This window comes from Streptomyces sp. NPDC046557, assembly GCF_040645975.1.
In the GTDB taxonomy this organism is placed as follows: Bacteria; Actinomycetota; Actinomycetes; order Streptomycetales; family Streptomycetaceae; genus Streptomyces.
The window spans coordinates 605,793-620,444 of the sequence record NZ_JBEYZH010000002.1 but is presented as its reverse complement, the minus strand read 5'-3'; the positions used below and the strand labels follow the sequence as shown (position 1 = coordinate 620,444).

The window sequence follows — 14,652 nt, the reverse complement described above, 5'->3', positions numbered from 1 at the left end:
CCGACGCCCCTCTCGCGCGGTTCGACGCCGGGGCGCCTCCCCGGCGTCGAGCGGTTGCGCCGGCCTTCGGCCGCGGGCCGCGGACCATCGGGGCGTCCGGGCAGGACCCCGACGGGGTCAGGCGAGTCCCCGGCGGGCGACCGCCGGGGGCCGGTGGCCCTGGATGGACGCCACCATGTCGAGCACCTGCCGGGTCTCCGCGACCTCGTGCACGCGGTACACCTGCGCGCCGAGCCAGGCGGACACGGCCGTCGTGGCGAGGGTGCCGAGCAGACGTTCCTTCACCGGCTTGTCGAGGGTCTCGCCGACGAAGTCCTTGTTGGAAAGCGACACCAGAACCGGCCAGCCCGTCGCCGTCATCTCGCCCAGCCGCCGGGTGGCCTCCAGCGAATGCCGGGTGTTCTTCCCGAAGTCGTGGCCCGGGTCGATCATGACGGCGTCGCGGCGCACCCCGAGTGCGACGGCCCGCTCGGCCAGGCCCACCGTGACCCGCAGGACGTCCGCCATCACGTCCTCGTACGCGGTCCGGTGCGGTCGGGTCCGCGGCTCGACCCCGCCCGCGTGCGTGCAGACCAGCCCGACGCCGTAGCGGACCGCCACCTCCGCCAGCTTGGGGTCGACCCCGCCCCACGCGTCGTTCAGGACGTCCGCGCCGGCCTCGCACACCGCTTCGCCCACCTCGTGCCGCCAGGTGTCCACGCTGATCACCACGTCCGGGTGGCGGCGGCGCACCTCGGCGACGAATCCGACCGTACGGCGGGCCTCCTCGGCGGCGTCGACGTGTTCGCCGGGGCCCGCCTTGACCCCGCCGATGTCGATGATCGCGGCACCCTCGGCCACCGCCTGCTCGACCCGGTCCAGCGCGGGCTCGTCGTGGAACGTCGCGCCCTGGTCGTAGAAGGAGTCCGGGGTCCGGTTCACGATGGCCATGATCACCGGCTCGTGGGTGTCGAACTCACGCCTGCCCAGTCGCAGCATCCTGCTCTTTCCTCCTTCGGCGGCCCTCGCGCCTCGCCTGCGACCTTAACCTGGTGGCCGGAGTCTCTCAGGGGAGTTGATCGTGTTCTGGTTCTTGCTGATCGCGCTGGTCGTGGTCGTGGCCGCGGTCACCCTCGCGGTGGTCGGCGGAGGTTCGGAGGCCGTGCTGCCCGAGGCGGAGCCGGACCGGGTGGCCGACGCGCTGCCCGAGACCCGGCCGGTGGTGCGGGCGGACATCGACGCCCTGCGGCTGCCGGTCGCGCCGCGCGGCTACCGGATGGCCGAGGTGGACGACGTACTGGACCGGTTGGCGGCCGAGCTTGCCGAGCGGGACGCGCGCATCGCGGAGCTGACCGCCGCCACCGCCCACGCCCGCGTCGACCTCACCAAAGAGGACCGGTGAGCGGCGCCCCGGCGACGGCCGGACCGGACGGCATCCTGCGCTGCCCGTGGGCGCTCTCGGCGCCGGAGTACATCGCCTACCACGACACGGAGTGGGGCCGCCCGGTCCACGGGGACGACGCGCTGTACGAGCGGCTGTGCCTGGAGGCGTTCCAGTCCGGGCTGTCGTGGATCACGATCCTGCGGCGGCGCGAGGGCTTCCGCAAGGCGTTCGCGGACTTCGCGATCGAGGCGGTCGCGCGGTTCGACGCGAGCGACGCGGAGCGGCTGATGTTGGACCCGGGCATCATCCGCAACCGGATGAAGATCGAGGCGACACTGGCGAACGCGAAGGTGCTCGCGGGTTGGGAGCCGGGTGAGCTCGACGCGCTGATCTGGTCGTACGCCCCCGAGCCGGGCAAGGCCCCGCGGACCCTCGCGGACGTCCCGGCGGTGACGGAGCGGTCCACGGCGCTCGCCAAGGCGCTCAAGAAGGCCGGCATCCGCTTCGTCGGACCGACGACGGCCTACGCCCTGATGCAGGCGTGCGGCCTGGTCGACGACCACCTCGCAGCCTGCGGCTTCCGCCACCGGGACTGATCCCGCCCGGCTGATCCCGCCCGGGGGCGGCCCCGCCGGCCGCCCCCGGGTATGGCCGCTAGCGGCCCAGGTACTTCGGGGGCTGCTTCGCGAGGAACGCCTCGACCGCGATGCCGTGGTCCGCGGAGGCGCCGGCGCGGGTCTGGAGGACGTCCTCCTGGGCCAGGGCCTCCGCCAGCGAGTGGGACGCCCCGTACGCGAGTGACTCCTTGATCGCCGCGTAGGCGACGGTCGGGCCCGAGGCGAGGGTACGGGCCACCGACTCGGCCTCGGCGGCCAGCGCGTCCGCCGGGACGACGCGGTTCGCGATGCCGAGCTCGTACGCCTCCTGCGCCGTGACCGAGCGCGGGAACAGCAGCAGGTCGCTCGCGCGCGAGGCGCCGATCAGCCGCGGGAGGGTCCAGGAGACGCCCGAGTCGGCGGTCAGCGCCACCCCGGCGAAGGAGGTGTTGAAGGAGGCCGTGTCGGCCACGACGCGGAAGTCCGCCGCGAGCGCGAAGCCGAAGCCGGCCCCCGCCGCGACCCCGTTCACGCCCGCCACGACAGGCTTCGGCATCTCCGTCAGCGCCCGCACGATGGGGTTGTAGTGGTCCGCGACCGTGCTCATCGTCAGCGAGGAGCCGCTCTCGCGGTCGGCCGCGAGGTTACCGATGTGCTCCTTGAGGTCCTGGCCCACGCAGAAGGCCCGGCCGCCGGCCGCCGTGAGCAGGACCGCGCGTACCTCAACGTCGCCCGCGGCGGCCCGCACGGCGTCGCGCAGGGCGACCTTGGCCTCGGTGTTCATGGCGTTCATCGCGTCGGGCCGGTTGATCGTGATGGTGGCGAGTCCGTCGGTCACTTCGTAGAGCACGCTGTCGGCCATGTCGGGGGTCCCCCTTCGTCGCGGTCTTGGCTACCGGCCGGTACCGGCCGGTGCAAGGGCCAGCATGGCGGACCGGGAGGACGCCGGGCATGTGATGTGCGTCAAAGAAAGAAGAGGCCGCGCGCCGGGCGCAGCGGCGAAGTATCGCAGGCGGATCCCCGAAATGAGTGGTTTTGGTCAAGCGCGTTGCACAAGCGTTCCCCGCCGATGTTGGTCATCGGGTCCTGACATGCGGGATAATGGCTGGGAAGCAATGTGTTCGATGCCGGGTACTAGGCGCCTGAATGGGGCCGTCGGCGACGATGAGCTGGTTTCAGGAAGGGGAACGAGCATGGCGGCCATGAAGCCGCGGACGGGCGACGGCCCGCTCGAGGTCACCAAGGAGGGGCGAGGCATCGTCATGCGCGTACCGCTCGAGGGCGGCGGTCGACTTGTCGTCGAGCTGACGCCGGACGAGGCGGACGCCCTGGGTGACGCCCTGAAGAAGGTCGTCGGCTGATCCCCCGAGGACGCTGACAGGCACTTCGCCTACGAAACTCCGCACCGCCCCGGCCGCCCCGCGCGACCGGGGCGGTGTCGTACGTACCGACGGGTGCGGGTGTCAGCGGCGGACCGCGCACAGCAGGCCGTCACCCACGGGGAGCAGCGCGGCCTCCAGGGCCGGGCTCTCGCGCACGCTGCGCAGCAGCTCGCGGACCCGGAGCACCTCCACCGGCTGGGCGGCGGAGTCGACGGTACGACCGTCGGAGAAGACCCCCTCGAAGCACACCAGGCCCCCCGGACGCAGCAGCCGCAACGATTCGGCGAGGTAGTCGAGGGACTCGGTGGGGTCCGCGTCGCAGAAGACGAGGTCGTAGCCGCCGTCGGCGAGCCGCGGCAGCACGTCAAGGGCGCGGCCGGGGATGAACCGGGCCCGGTTGCCCGCGAAGCCGGCGGCGCGGAAGGCCTGGCGGGCGAACGCCTGGCGGTCCGGCTCGGGGTCGACGGTGGTCAGTACCCCGTCCGGGCGCATCCCGTACAGGAGGTGGATGCCGGAGACGCCGGTCCCGGTGCCGATCTCGGCGACCGCTTTGGCGTCCGCGGTGGCGGCCAGCAGGCGCAACGCGGCCCCCGTGCCCGGGGAGACGGAGCGCAGCCCCGCTTCCCTGGACCGGTCGCGGGCCCATCGCAGAGCGTCGTCCTCGGCGACAAACGCGTCGGCGAACGCCCAGCTCGTCTGCCGGTTGCCGCTAATGACCCTCTCCTGTCCCCATAGTTGGCGCAACGGTGACTGTATCCGTTGACGTCGGGAACCCGCAGATGGGACCGGGCGTTGGGAGGGGTAGACGCGGTACGGATGCGGGATAGAGGGGACGGCAGAGGGCAGATCGGCAATCCGGGGGCCGCGGACCCATAAGACTCGTGCAAAGTTACTGCAAAAATGCTTATCCGGAGCTGACGGGAGGGGTGGCTATGGTAGGGGCTCCACTGGACACCGCCAGAGCCGATAGGGGAGGTGCGGCTGCGCCTACGGATCGTGGAGGCGTGTTCCGACGTCTCTTCTGGTCGGCAGGTGAGCCGAAATCCGTGACCGAGACTGCTGACCGCTTCCACACCGCCGACACCGCAACCACCGCGACCTTTGCCGCCGACGCGGGACCGCAGGCGTGGACGCCTCCCTCCTGGGAGGAGATCGTCAGCACGCACAGCGCGCGGGTGTACCGCCTTGCCTACCGCCTGACGGGCAACCAGCACGACGCCGAAGACCTGACGCAGGAAGTCTTCGTCCGCGTCTTCCGCTCGCTGTCCACCTACACGCCCGGTACGTTCGAGGGCTGGCTGCACCGGATCACCACCAACCTCTTCCTGGACATGGTCCGCCGCAAGCAGCGGATCCGGTTCGACGCGCTCGGCGACGACGCCGCCGAGCGGCTGCCCAGCCGTGAGCCGTCCCCCCAACAGGTACTCCACGACACCCAGTTCGACGCGGACGTGCAGCAGGCGCTGGACACCCTCGCGCCCGAGTTCCGTGCGGCCGTCGTCCTCTGCGACATCGAGGGCCTGTCCTACGAGGAGATCGCCGCCACGCTCGGCGTCAAGCTCGGCACCGTGCGCAGCCGCATCCACCGGGGCCGCTCGCACCTGCGCAGGGCGCTCAAGCACCGCTCTCCCGAGGCCCGCGCGGAGCAGCGCGCGCTGGCGGGTGCGGCGGTGGGCGCCCCCGGTGCCGGGGGAGAGGGCGGAACCGAGTGACCGGACCTCGACCGTCCCCCGCCGAACAGCACCTGGGCGACCGCCTCGCCGCCCTGGTCGACGGGGAGCTGGGCCACGACGCCCGCGAGCGGGTGCTCGCGCATCTGGCGACCTGCCCCAAGTGCAAGACCGAAGCCGACGCCCAGCGCCGGCTCAAGACGCTGTTCGTGGAGAGCGCTCCGCCGCCGCTGTCCGCCGGGCTGCTCGCCCGCCTGCAGGGTCTGCCGGGCGGTGATCCCGGCAGCCCGCCCTCCGGGTCGCCGGGCGGCGGCGCCCCGACGCCGACCTTCGGGTACGTGGCACCGGACGCGCCGCGTGAAGCCCTCCGTATCCACGAGGGCGGCCGGCCCCACGAGCCGGGCCGCCCCAGACGCCGGTTCGCGTTCGTCGCGGCCGGTGCGGTCTCGCTCGCCGCGCTCGCCCTGGGCGGCGCCCTGCCGTTGGACTCCGCGGAGCCGGGCGCCTCGCGGGGTGACGCACCCGCCGCGCGGCCGGGACCGTACGTACCCCTGACCGACGCGGTGGTCCGCGACCGGCTGCCGAGCCCCGGGGTGCTGCCCACCTTCGCGCCCCGCGGGGTGCCGGCGCCCTCCGCGCCGGTCTCGGGCCGCCCCGCCGTGTCCCTGGCGCACTGACCGCGCGTCCCGTGGCCCCGCGCGTCCAGTGGCCCCGCGCGGGGCCGGGGCGGCGCCACGGGACGCGCGCGGACCTGATTGAATCGGCGCCGAAGGCGCCGCCCGGCGGTGCGACAGCTGTGGGAGTCCGCCAGCCGCGGGGGAGTGCATGTCCGACGATCAGCACACCGAACAACCGGCCCCGGCGCCCCGCTACGACCCCTGGGCCGCCGCCCCGTTGCAGGTCGTCGACTCGGGAGCGGAGCCCCGCCGCGGGCCGCGGATGTGGCAGCTCATGGCCGTCGGCGTCGTCATCGCCCTGCTCGCCGGGGGTATCGGCGGATACCTCGGCGTCCTCGGTGAGCGCCGGAGCAGCACCCGCCTCCACCTCCCGCAGGCCGCCGTCGACCACAAGGACCGTGCCCCCGATAGCGTGGCCGGGATCGCCGCCACCGCCCTGCCCGGCGTCGTCACCCTGCATGTCAGCAGCGGTAGCGGCGGCAGCACCGGTACCGGCTTCGTCCTCGACGGCGAGGGCCACATCCTCACCAACAACCACGTCGTCGCCGACGCCAAGGACATAACGGTCACGTTCAGTACCGGTGAGAGCGTCGTCGCCGAACTGGTGGGCCGCGACGGCGGCTACGACCTGGCCGTGGTCAAGGTCGACGGGGTACGCGGCCTGCGCCCGCTGGCCCTCGGGAACTCCGAGAACGTACGGGTCGGCGACCCGGTGGTGGCCATCGGCGCGCCGTTCGACCTCTCCAACACCGTCACCGCCGGCATCATCAGCGCCACCGGCCGCCCCATCACCGCGGGCGGCGACAAGGGTGACGGCAGCGACGTCAGCTACGTCGACGCGCTCCAGACCGACGCCCCCATCAACCCGGGCAACTCCGGTGGCCCGCTCCTGGACTCCCAGGCCCGCGTGATCGGCATCAACAGCGCGATCCGGGGCGCCGACAAGGCGCAGGACGGAGACGAGGGCGCCCGCCAGAGCGGCAGCATCGGCCTGGGCTTCGCCATCCCCGTGAACCAGGGCAAACGGGTCGCCGAAGAACTGATCCGCACCGGCCACGCCACCCATCCCGTGATCGGTGTCACCCTCGACATGCAGTACACCGGCGACGGAGCACGGGTCGGCGCCAAGGGCGAGGACGGCAAGCCGTCGGTCGCCGCCGGCGGGCCGGGCGCCCGCGCCGGGATCGCGGCGGGCGACGTGATCACGCAGGTGGACGGACAGCGCGTCCACGGCGGTGACGAGCTGATCATCAAGATCCGGGCCCACCGCCCCGGCGACGCGCTGACGCTCACGGTGCTGCGCGCGGGCAGGGAGCGCACGCTGGAAGTGGTCCTCGGCTCGGCCGGCGGATCATGAGCCCGGGGCGGCCCCGGACACCCGGGCCGGGGCGCGCGGGGCCGAAAGCGGGATCGGGGGCCTCCTGACGTAGGGGCCCGGACGCGGGGCCGGGTACCGTGGTGCAGGCCGGACGTGGAGAGAGCCGAGGAGCGGCAAGGTGTTCAACGACATAGGCGCACTCGAACTGGTCACGATCGTGGTGCTCGCCATCCTCATCTTCGGCCCGGACAAGCTGCCGAAGGTGATCCAGGACGTCAGCGGGGTCATCCGCAAGATCCGGTCGTTCTCGGACAGCGCCAAGCAGGACATCCGCTCGGAACTGGGCCCCGAGTTCAAGGACTTCGAGTTCGAGGACCTCAATCCCAAGACCTTCATCCGCAAGCACCTGGCGGAGAACGAGGACCTCAGGGAGATCCGCGGCAGCTTCGACCTCCGCAAGGAGCTGAACGAGGTCACCGACGCCGTCAACGGCAGGGAGACGCGCCCCGGCCCGGCCGTGGCCGGCACCGTCGCCACGCCCGCCGTCGGGACCGGTCCGGACCTGGTGAAGAAGCCCGCCGCCCCCGCCCCCGAACAGCTCACACCGTTCGACGCCGACGCCACCTAGGCCACTGCCTGCCCGGCGATCCGGGACCGGATGGCTATCCTCTCCATCTGTCCGGACGCAGGGCACCCGAGGATGGGATCCCCCCGCGCAGCGAGGGGAGGGCCGTTCCGGACCCCACGGAACGAGAGGCGCCCAGATGGAGACGACCAGCAGCCGGGTAGGGGCACAGCCCGCGGAAGCCACCGCCGAGGCCCCCGCCGCCGCACCACAGCCGACCCCGGAGCCCGAGCGGCCCCCCGCACCGCCGCAGACCCAGGAGAGCGCCGCGTCCGCCCCGACGGCCCGTCGGGCGATCGACGGCTACCTGCGGGCAGACTTCCCCTGGTACGGGCTGGACGGGGCCTTCACCGGCCCCCGCTGGCTCATGCAGGTGGGCGCCGCCGCCGACGGCACCGTCGAGCACGGTGCGACCGGGCACGGCGACGAGCCCTCCGCCCGCGGCGAGATCGCCACCGGCGAGAAGGAACGCTTCGCGGTGGTCATCACCGTGGCCAGCAACCCGCTGCGCCGCAGCGGCGACGGCACGGGCGTCCTGGAGGCCACCTCCGTCGCCTCCGCCGCCTGGCTGGCCGGCTCAGGGCTGCTCGCCTACAGCTGGCCCGGCCAGATGGACCACACCCTGCGCAACGACTGGCTCGACCAGCAGACCGAGGCCGCCTGGGAACTCGCCGACGACCTCGAAGGCGCCGACTGGTCGACGCTCTCGCTGCCGGTCGACGGGGAGCCGACGACCTTCCACTACCGCGAGTCGGAGTTCGGCTGGGTGCTCGCCGGCTCCACCAGGGCGGGGGTGCACCTGGGCGCGTACGGGCGCGGGATGAGCGCGTACGGCCTCGGCTTCTCGGCCATCGCCGACCTCGGCACGTACGCGTAGCGACGCCGAACGGCCGACCGGAACGGCGAAGGGCACCGCGGGAAGCCCGCGGTGCCCTTCGCCGTTTCCGTGCTCAGAACTTGTTGCGAGGCGTGATCCCCAGCGACATGCCCGACAGACCGCGGGCGCGCCCGCCCAGCTTTCCGGCGATCGCGCGCAGCGCCGCGCCCGCCGGGGAGTCCGGGTCGGACAGCACGACGGGCTTCCCGTCGTCGCCGCCCACGCGCAGCCGCACGTCGATCGGGATGCTGCCCAGCACCGGCACGCTCGCGCCGATCGTCTTGGTCAGGCCGTCGGCCACCTTCTGGCCACCGCCCGAGCCGAACACGTCGACCATCTCGTCGCAGTGCGGGCAGGGCAGGCCCGACATGTTCTCCACGACACCGACGATCTTCTGGTGGGTCTGCACGGCGATCGAGCCGGCCCGCTCGGCGACCTCGGCCGCGGCCTGCTGCGGGGTGGTCACCACGAGGATCTCGGCGTTCGGCACGAGCTGCGCCACCGAGATCGCGATGTCGCCCGTGCCCGGCGGCAGGTCCAGCAGCAGCACGTCCAGGTCGCCCCAGAAGACATCCGCGAGGAACTGCTGGAGCGCCCGGTGCAGCATCGGACCGCGCCAGACGACCGGCGCGTTGCCCGGCGTGAACATGCCGATGGAGATGACCTTCACGCCGTGCGCCGACGGCGGCATGATCATGTTTTCGACCTGGGTGGGCCGGCCTTCCACGCCGAGCATGCGCGGCACGCTGTGGCCGTAGATGTCCGCGTCCACGACGCCGACCTTGAGGCCGTCGGCGGCCATCGCCGCCGCCAGGTTGACCGTGACGGAGGACTTGCCCACGCCGCCCTTGCCCGACGCGACCGCGTACACACGCGTCAGCGAGCCCGGCTTGGCGAAGGGCACCTCGCGCTCGGCGGTGCCGCCGCGCAGGGTGGCCGCGAGGTCCTTGCGCTGCTCGTCGCTCATCACGTCGAGGGTGACGGCGACGGAGGTGACGCCCGCGACGCGCTCCACGGCCTCGGTGACGTTCTTGGTGATGGTCTCCCGCATGGGGCAGCCCGACACCGTCAGGTAGACCGTGACCGCGACCGCGCCGCCGTCGCCGATCTCCACCGATTTGACCATGCCGAGGTCGGTGATCGGCTTGTGGATCTCGGGGTCGTTCACCGTCGCCAGCGCGTCCAGGATCGCGTCCTGCCCGGGTGCAGCGGCGGAGCTTGTGTCGGTAGCCATGACCCGATGGTACGGCTCGGTAGCACGCCCCCGGTAAGCCCGTCAGCGGTCGCCTTCGTCACGTTCGGGCGCGAGCAGCCGCCGCTCGTCCATCTCCTTGATCAGGTCCTGGAACTCCGAGCGGATCCAGTCGCGCGTCGCGACCTCGCCCAGGCCCATCCGCAGCGAGGCGATCTCCCGGGTCAGGTACTCCGTGTCGGCGATGGAGCGCTCGTTCTGCTTGCGGTCCTGCTCCAGATTGACCCGGTCCCGGTCGTCCTGCCGGTTCTGCGCGAGCAGGATCAGCGGGGCCGCGTACGACGCCTGGAGGGACAGCATCAGCGTCAGGAAGATGAAGGGGTACTCATCCCAGCGCAGGTGCGGTGGCGCGAAGACGTTCCACAGCACCCAGGCGACGATGACGACCGTCATCCAGACGATGAACCGGCCCGTGCCCAGGAACCGCGCGACCCGCTCCGAGAGCCGACCGAACGCCTCCGGGTCGTACTCGGGCAGCAGCCGCCGGCGCGCCGGCCGCGGCTGGTCCAGCCGGACGCGCGAACGCGTCAGCGCGCTCGCCCCGGAGGGCGCGCCCGCCTTGGCCCGCTCGGAGCGTTCCAGCCGTTCCTGCCGCAGCCGCTCCGCCGCCTCCAGCTGCTCGGACAGTCCCTCCCGGGCCTGCTCACGCCGCTCCCGCCGCCGTTCGCGCGCCGCCTCGCCGCGCGGCCCGTCGCCGCGCTCCGCTCGCCCGCGCCCCCGCTCAGTGGCCACGCACGGCCTCCTCGGAATGGAAGTCCGTCTCCCGCCAGTCGTCGGGCAGCAGGTGGTCGAGCACGTCGTCGACGGTCACCGCGCCCAGCAGCGAGCCGCTCTCGTCCACGACCGGCACCGCGACCATGTTGTACGCGGCCAGGTAGCTCGTCACCACCGGCAGCGAGGCGTCCGGCCGCAGCGGCGGCAGATCCGTGTCCACGATCGAGCTGACCAGCGTGAACGGCGGATCGCGCAGCAGCCGCTGGAAGTGCACCGTCCCCAGGTACTTGCCCGTCGGCGTCTCGTCCGGCGGCCGGCACACGTACACCTGCGCCGCGAGCGCCGGGGACAGGTCCGACTGCCGCACCCTGGCCAGCGCGTCCGCGACCGTCGCGTCCGGGCGCAGCACGATCGGCTCGGTGGTCATCAGGCCGCCCGCCGTGCGCTCCTCGTAGGACAGCAGACGCCGCACGTCGGCCGCGTCGTCCGGCTTCATGAGCCTCAGCAGCCGCTCCTTGTCGTCCTCCGGCAGCTCGGACAGCAGGTCGGCCGCGTCGTCCGGGTCCATCGCCTCCAGGACGTCGGCCGCCCGCTCCTCCTTGAGCTTGCCGAGGATCTCCACCTGCTCGTCCTCGGGCAGCTCCTCCATGACGTCGGCCAGCCGGTCGTCGTCCAGGGCGCTGGCCACCTCGGCGCGCCGCTTCGGCGTCAGGTGGTGCAGCACGTTCGCCACGTCCGCCGGGCGCATCTGCTCGAAGGTGGCCACCAGGTTCTCGGCGCCCTGGCCCTCCTCCTCCAGCGAGAACCCGGTCACCGCCGACCACTCCACGGTCAGGGTCTCGCCACGCCGGCGCAGCGCGCCGCCCTTGCCCTTGCGGACGAAGATCCGGTCGATCTCCCAGTCCCGGCGGGCCGGCAACTGCTGGATGGCCACGTCCAGGACGGTGACCTCCTCGCCGGTCGACACCAGCTTCACGCGCCGGTCCAGCAGCTCGCCGAGGATCAGCCGCTCGGTGGGGCGCTGCTCGAAGCGCCGCATGTTGACGACCCCGGTGGTGATGACCTGCCCGGACTCCACGCCCGTCACCCGGGTCATCGGCAGGAAGATCCGCCGCCGGCTGACCACCTCGACCACCAGGCCCAGCAGTCGCGGCGGTCGCCCGCCGACGCGCAGCATGGCGACGAGGTCGCGCACCCGGCCCACCTGGTCGCCGTTGGGGTCGAAGACGGGCACACCCGACAGATGCGAGACGAAGATCCGCGGGGCGCCAGCAGCCATCCGAGCGCCTCCTAGAACGTGTACCGACCGTCGATCAACAGTCCTGCCGAGGCTCAGGCTAGCCCGTGCGCCGGGAAGGCGTCATGGTGGGGCCGTCGCACGGCGTCCGTACGGGGCGGGCCGGGCGGCCGGCGCACCGGGCGCGGGCCGTGCGGGACGGGCGGGTACGCTGCCTGCTGCCCCAGAGGACCGACCGGGAGGCACCCGCACGTGACCGCCTACTTCCCCGCCGCTCGCCTGCGCCGGGCCGCCTTCATCGGCGTGCTGTGCGCGGGCCTCACCGTCACCGTCACGGGCTGCGGCGGCGGCGAGGACCCCGACAAGGGCACCAACGGCGTCGGCAAGCTGCCCGCGGACCAGATCGAGGCGAAGGCCAAGGCGGCGGCCTCGGCGGCCTCCTCGGTGCACCTGTCCGGGTCGGTGGTCACCGGCGGCAAGACCTTCACCCTCGACATGCGGCTCAAGGGCGACGGCGGCTCCGGCGAGGTCAAGTCCCAGCAGGACACCTTCCAGGTGCTGCGCATCGGCGAACAGTTGTACCTGAAGGCGAACGCCGCCTTCTGGGGCAAGTCGGACTCGGCCGGGAAGCTCGGCGACAAGTTCGTGAAGGTGCCCCAGAGCGACCCCACCTACAAGCAGTTCCGCGGCTTCACCGACATGCACGTCCTGCTGGACGGGCTGCTAGGCCTCGACGGCAAGCTCACGAAGGCCGCCTACGGCAAGGTCGGGCACGGGCGCGTGGTGCCGGTCCTCGCGAACGGCGGCAAGGGCGGCCGGCTCTCGGTGTCCCTGGAGGGCACCCCGTACCCACTCCTCATGGAACGCGCGGGCGGCGCCGGGCGGGTGCAACTCGGCGACTGGGGCCAGAACTTCCCCCTGACCGCGCCCGCGGAGGACCAGACAGTGGATTACGGGGCCCAGTTGCCCACCACCAAGGACGCGAGCGGCGCCACCCCCGGCCCGGGCAAAAGCTCCGGCCAGGGCTCCGACCCCACCGACGGCTGACCCCGGCGCGACCGGGCCGTACGAGAAGGGCCCGGCCCCGCCCCCGCTAGCGGGCCGCCTTCTTCCGCTTGAGCAGCAGCTTCGGCAACCCCGCCGGGATCTCCCGGCGCGTGATCGCCGGGCTCGGCAGCGGGGCCGCGGCCAGCGACCCGCCGGGCAGGGAGTCCCGTACCGCCGCCGGCTCCAGGCGCAGCAGCCGGCACTCGCGCGCCCACCGCTCCGTCATCAGCTCGGCGTCTGGCGCGTTCAGCCGCTTGCCCTTGAGCTCCGCGACCGCGGCCTGCCACGCCTCGCCGCGCGGCGGGAGCTCCCGTACGGTGGCCGTCCAGGCGACCAGCCGTCCGCCCTTGTCCTTGCTCCGCACGGTCACCTCGGCGCTCGCACCGTCCACGAGTCCCGGGAACGGCTGCTCGCCGGGACCGTCGCCCACCACGTGCGCCGCGCCGTCCACCCAGGCGTGCCACAGGGCCCGGTCGGCCCCGGAGCCGCGGACCCAGATGAGTCCGGACTTCTTGGTGGCCTCCTCGACGAGGGCCAGGTCGAGTGCGCTGAGAGTCATGCGCACAGGGTAGCCAGGGCGCCGGGGCCGGCCACGGCCGGCCGTGGCGGGCAAGCGGTCACAGCCAGCCGTTGCGGCGCAGGGCGCGGTGGATGGTGAGGCAGGCCCCGGCGATGGTGGCCATCACCAACGGATAGCCGTAGCGCCAGTGCAGTTCCGGCATGTGCTCGAAGTTCATCCCGTACACGCCGCAGATCATCGTCGGCACCGCGATGATCGCCGCCCAGGAGGTGATCTTGCGCATGTCCTCGTTCTGCGCGACCGAAGCCTGCGCCAGGCTGGCCTGGAGGATCGAGTTCAGCAGCTCGTCGAAGCCGACGACCTGCTCGTGCACCCGCGCCAGGTGGTCGGCGACGTCGCGGAAGTACTTCTGGATGTCGGGGTCCACCAGCCGCATCGGGCGCTCGCTGAGCAACTCCATCGGCCGCAGCAGCGGGGTCACCGCCCGCTTGAACTCCAGCACCTCGCGCTTGAGCTGGTAGATGCGACCCGCGTCACCACCGCGGCCGCCGCCCTTGGCGGGCGCGGCGAACACCGCGCTCTCCACCTCGTCGATGTCGTCCTGTACGGCCGCCGCGACCGCGATGTAGCCGTCGACGACGTGGTCGGCGAGGGAGTGCAGCACCGCCGAAGGACCGCGGGCCAGCAGTTCGGAGTCGTCCTGGAGGCGGTGGCGCAGCCCCTTGAGGGAGCCCTGGCCGCCGTGCCGGACGGTGATGACGAAGTCCGGGCCCGTGAAGCACATGACCTCACCGGTCTCCACCACCTCGCTGGTGGACGTCAGTTCGGTGTGCTCGACGTAGTGGATCGTCTTGAAGACGGTGAACAGGGTGTCGTCGTAGCGCTCCAGCTTGGGCCGCTGGTGCGCGTGCACCGCGTCCTCCACGGCGAGCGGGTGCAGGCCGAAGGTGGCGGCGATCCCGGCGAACTCGGCCTCCGTGGGCTCGTGCAGGCCGATCCAGGCGAACCCGCCGTCCTCGCGGACCCGGCGCATCGCCTCACGGGGCGTCAGGCACCCCGCCCCGGCCGGCTGGTCGCGCCGGCCGTCGCGGTACACGGCGCAATCCACCACCGCGCTGACGGCGGACGGGTCGCGGGTGGTGTCGTAGCCGGGCTGCGCGGGAGTGGACCGGCGCAGGGCCGGACGGACGGCGGCACGGAGGTAGGGCAGCATCGACATGGCAGGCTCCTTCGCGCGCACGGCTGCGGGCCGTACGGGTGGGAGGCCCTCCGCGGCTGCGCACGGGCGACTCGGCCCAGGGCAGACGGAGGGAAACAGGACGGAGAGGACAACGTTCTGCCGTCGCTCTTCTACCGACCTTCCGGCGACCCGAA

General features: G+C 72.8%; 15 protein-coding genes and 2 pseudogenes. 9 read left to right on the top strand and 8 right to left on the bottom strand.

Annotation, left to right across the window (positions count from 1 at the left end; genetic code table 11):
• Positions 1 to 117: 117 nt before the first annotated feature.
• Positions 118 to 978 carry a dihydropteroate synthase gene (gene folP, locus ABZ934_RS08025; RefSeq protein ID WP_361309869.1) on the bottom strand — a complete coding sequence of 287 codons (861 nt, stop codon included), beginning with the start codon at positions 976 to 978 and terminating at the stop codon, positions 118 to 120.
• A 76-nt stretch (positions 979 to 1,054) separates the two neighbouring features.
• Between folP and ABZ934_RS08020 the strand changes: the two are divergent.
• Positions 1,055 to 1,339 (top strand): annotated as a pseudogene (locus tag ABZ934_RS08020) (DivIVA domain-containing protein); the annotation flags it as partial.
• Between the two features lie 38 nt (positions 1,340 to 1,377).
• Entirely contained in the window at positions 1,378 to 1,959 is a 582-nt protein-coding gene (locus tag ABZ934_RS08015; protein WP_361309867.1) for a DNA-3-methyladenine glycosylase I, read from the top strand.
• Between the two features lie 58 nt (positions 1,960 to 2,017).
• Here the strand turns inward: ABZ934_RS08015 and ABZ934_RS08010 are convergent, their stop codons facing one another.
• Positions 2,018 to 2,821, bottom strand: coding sequence for an enoyl-CoA hydratase-related protein (locus ABZ934_RS08010; RefSeq protein WP_361309864.1), 804 nt, complete (start codon positions 2,819 to 2,821; stop codon positions 2,018 to 2,020).
• Between the two features lie 331 nt (positions 2,822 to 3,152).
• On the opposite strand from ABZ934_RS08010, the gene ABZ934_RS08005 reads away from it, so the two are divergent.
• Complete coding sequence (locus ABZ934_RS08005; protein ID WP_003966491.1) at positions 3,153 to 3,320, top strand: DUF3117 domain-containing protein; 168 nt, start codon at positions 3,153 to 3,155, stop codon at positions 3,318 to 3,320.
• A gap of 102 nt (positions 3,321 to 3,422) precedes the next feature.
• Here ABZ934_RS08005 and ABZ934_RS08000 read toward each other — a convergent pair whose 3' ends face one another.
• A complete protein-coding gene (locus ABZ934_RS08000; protein ID WP_361309861.1) occupies positions 3,423 to 4,085 on the bottom strand; it encodes a class I SAM-dependent methyltransferase in 663 nt (220 codons plus the stop codon).
• Between the two features lie 188 nt (positions 4,086 to 4,273).
• Here ABZ934_RS08000 and sigE point away from each other — a divergent pair, with 188 nt between their 5' ends.
• The 5 genes and pseudogenes from sigE to ABZ934_RS07975 all read left to right on the top strand — a co-directional run bounded on the left by sigE (position 4,274) and on the right by ABZ934_RS07975 (position 8,508).
• A complete protein-coding gene (gene sigE, locus ABZ934_RS07995) occupies positions 4,274 to 5,053 on the top strand; it encodes an RNA polymerase sigma factor SigE (RefSeq protein ID WP_361309858.1) in 780 nt (259 codons plus the stop codon).
• Positions 5,050 to 5,505, top strand: a pseudogene (locus ABZ934_RS07990) (zf-HC2 domain-containing protein); the annotation flags it as partial. The gene sigE and the pseudogene ABZ934_RS07990, both read left to right, overlap by 4 nt.
• Positions 5,506 to 5,836: 331 nt before the next feature.
• Positions 5,837 to 7,045 (top strand): trypsin-like peptidase domain-containing protein, encoded by a 1,209-nt coding sequence (locus ABZ934_RS07985; protein ID WP_361309855.1) that lies wholly within the window; start codon positions 5,837 to 5,839, stop codon positions 7,043 to 7,045.
• A gap of 139 nt (positions 7,046 to 7,184) precedes the next feature.
• On the top strand, positions 7,185 to 7,634 hold the full coding sequence (locus ABZ934_RS07980) for a sec-independent translocase (RefSeq protein WP_361309853.1): 450 nt from the start codon (positions 7,185 to 7,187) through the stop codon (positions 7,632 to 7,634).
• Positions 7,635 to 7,770: 136 nt separating this feature from the next.
• Positions 7,771 to 8,508 (top strand): hypothetical protein, encoded by a 738-nt coding sequence (locus ABZ934_RS07975; RefSeq protein WP_361309850.1) that lies wholly within the window; start codon positions 7,771 to 7,773, stop codon positions 8,506 to 8,508.
• Positions 8,509 to 8,581: 73 nt separating this feature from the next.
• Here the strand turns inward: ABZ934_RS07975 and ABZ934_RS07970 are convergent, their stop codons facing one another.
• From ABZ934_RS07970 to ABZ934_RS07960, 3 genes are all read right to left on the bottom strand, one after another.
• Positions 8,582 to 9,697 carry a P-loop NTPase gene (locus tag ABZ934_RS07970; protein WP_361310318.1) on the bottom strand — a complete coding sequence of 372 codons (1,116 nt, stop codon included), beginning with the start codon at positions 9,695 to 9,697 and terminating at the stop codon, positions 8,582 to 8,584.
• An 87-nt stretch (positions 9,698 to 9,784) separates the two neighbouring features.
• Positions 9,785 to 10,291, bottom strand: coding sequence for a DUF1003 domain-containing protein (locus ABZ934_RS07965; RefSeq protein WP_361310315.1), 507 nt, complete (start codon positions 10,289 to 10,291; stop codon positions 9,785 to 9,787).
• 190 nt (positions 10,292 to 10,481) lie between these two features.
• The gene (locus ABZ934_RS07960) at positions 10,482 to 11,753 is read right to left on the bottom strand and encodes a CBS domain-containing protein (protein WP_361309847.1); all 1,272 of its coding nucleotides are present in this window, start codon (positions 11,751 to 11,753) and stop codon (positions 10,482 to 10,484) included.
• A 210-nt stretch (positions 11,754 to 11,963) separates the two neighbouring features.
• Between ABZ934_RS07960 and ABZ934_RS07955 the strand changes: the two genes are divergently transcribed.
• Positions 11,964 to 12,758, top strand: coding sequence for a hypothetical protein (locus ABZ934_RS07955; protein WP_361309844.1), 795 nt, complete (start codon positions 11,964 to 11,966; stop codon positions 12,756 to 12,758).
• A gap of 46 nt (positions 12,759 to 12,804) precedes the next feature.
• Here the strand turns inward: ABZ934_RS07955 and ABZ934_RS07950 are convergent, their stop codons facing one another.
• Both ABZ934_RS07950 and ABZ934_RS07945 read right to left on the bottom strand, forming a co-directional pair.
• Positions 12,805 to 13,317 carry a hypothetical protein gene (locus ABZ934_RS07950; RefSeq protein WP_361309841.1) on the bottom strand — a complete coding sequence of 171 codons (513 nt, stop codon included), beginning with the start codon at positions 13,315 to 13,317 and terminating at the stop codon, positions 12,805 to 12,807.
• A gap of 58 nt (positions 13,318 to 13,375) precedes the next feature.
• On the bottom strand, positions 13,376 to 14,497 hold the full coding sequence (locus ABZ934_RS07945) for a magnesium and cobalt transport protein CorA (protein WP_361309839.1): 1,122 nt from the start codon (positions 14,495 to 14,497) through the stop codon (positions 13,376 to 13,378).
• Positions 14,498 to 14,652: the final 155 nt, after the last annotated feature.

What these genes read in the sequence shown, in the direction of transcription:
- ABZ934_RS07950 (WP_361309841.1), bottom strand. Translation starts at nt 13,317, where the DNA reads ATGACTCTCAGCGCACTCGACCTGGCCCTCGTCGAGGAGGCCACCAAG.
- ABZ934_RS07985 (WP_361309855.1), top strand. Translation starts at nt 5,837, where the DNA reads ATGTCCGACGATCAGCACACCGAACAACCGGCCCCGGCGCCCCGCTAC.
- ABZ934_RS07960 (WP_361309847.1), bottom strand. Translation starts at nt 11,753, where the DNA reads ATGGCTGCTGGCGCCCCGCGGATCTTCGTCTCGCATCTGTCGGGTGTG.
- folP (WP_361309869.1), bottom strand. Translation starts at nt 978, where the DNA reads ATGCTGCGACTGGGCAGGCGTGAGTTCGACACCCACGAGCCGGTGATC.
- ABZ934_RS08010 (WP_361309864.1), bottom strand. Translation starts at nt 2,821, where the DNA reads ATGGCCGACAGCGTGCTCTACGAAGTGACCGACGGACTCGCCACCATC.
- ABZ934_RS07945 (WP_361309839.1), bottom strand. Translation starts at nt 14,497, where the DNA reads ATGTCGATGCTGCCCTACCTCCGTGCCGCCGTCCGTCCGGCCCTGCGC.
- sigE (WP_361309858.1), top strand. Translation starts at nt 4,274, where the DNA reads ATGGTAGGGGCTCCACTGGACACCGCCAGAGCCGATAGGGGAGGTGCG.
- ABZ934_RS08005 (WP_003966491.1), top strand. Translation starts at nt 3,153, where the DNA reads ATGGCGGCCATGAAGCCGCGGACGGGCGACGGCCCGCTCGAGGTCACC.
- ABZ934_RS07975 (WP_361309850.1), top strand. Translation starts at nt 7,771, where the DNA reads ATGGAGACGACCAGCAGCCGGGTAGGGGCACAGCCCGCGGAAGCCACC.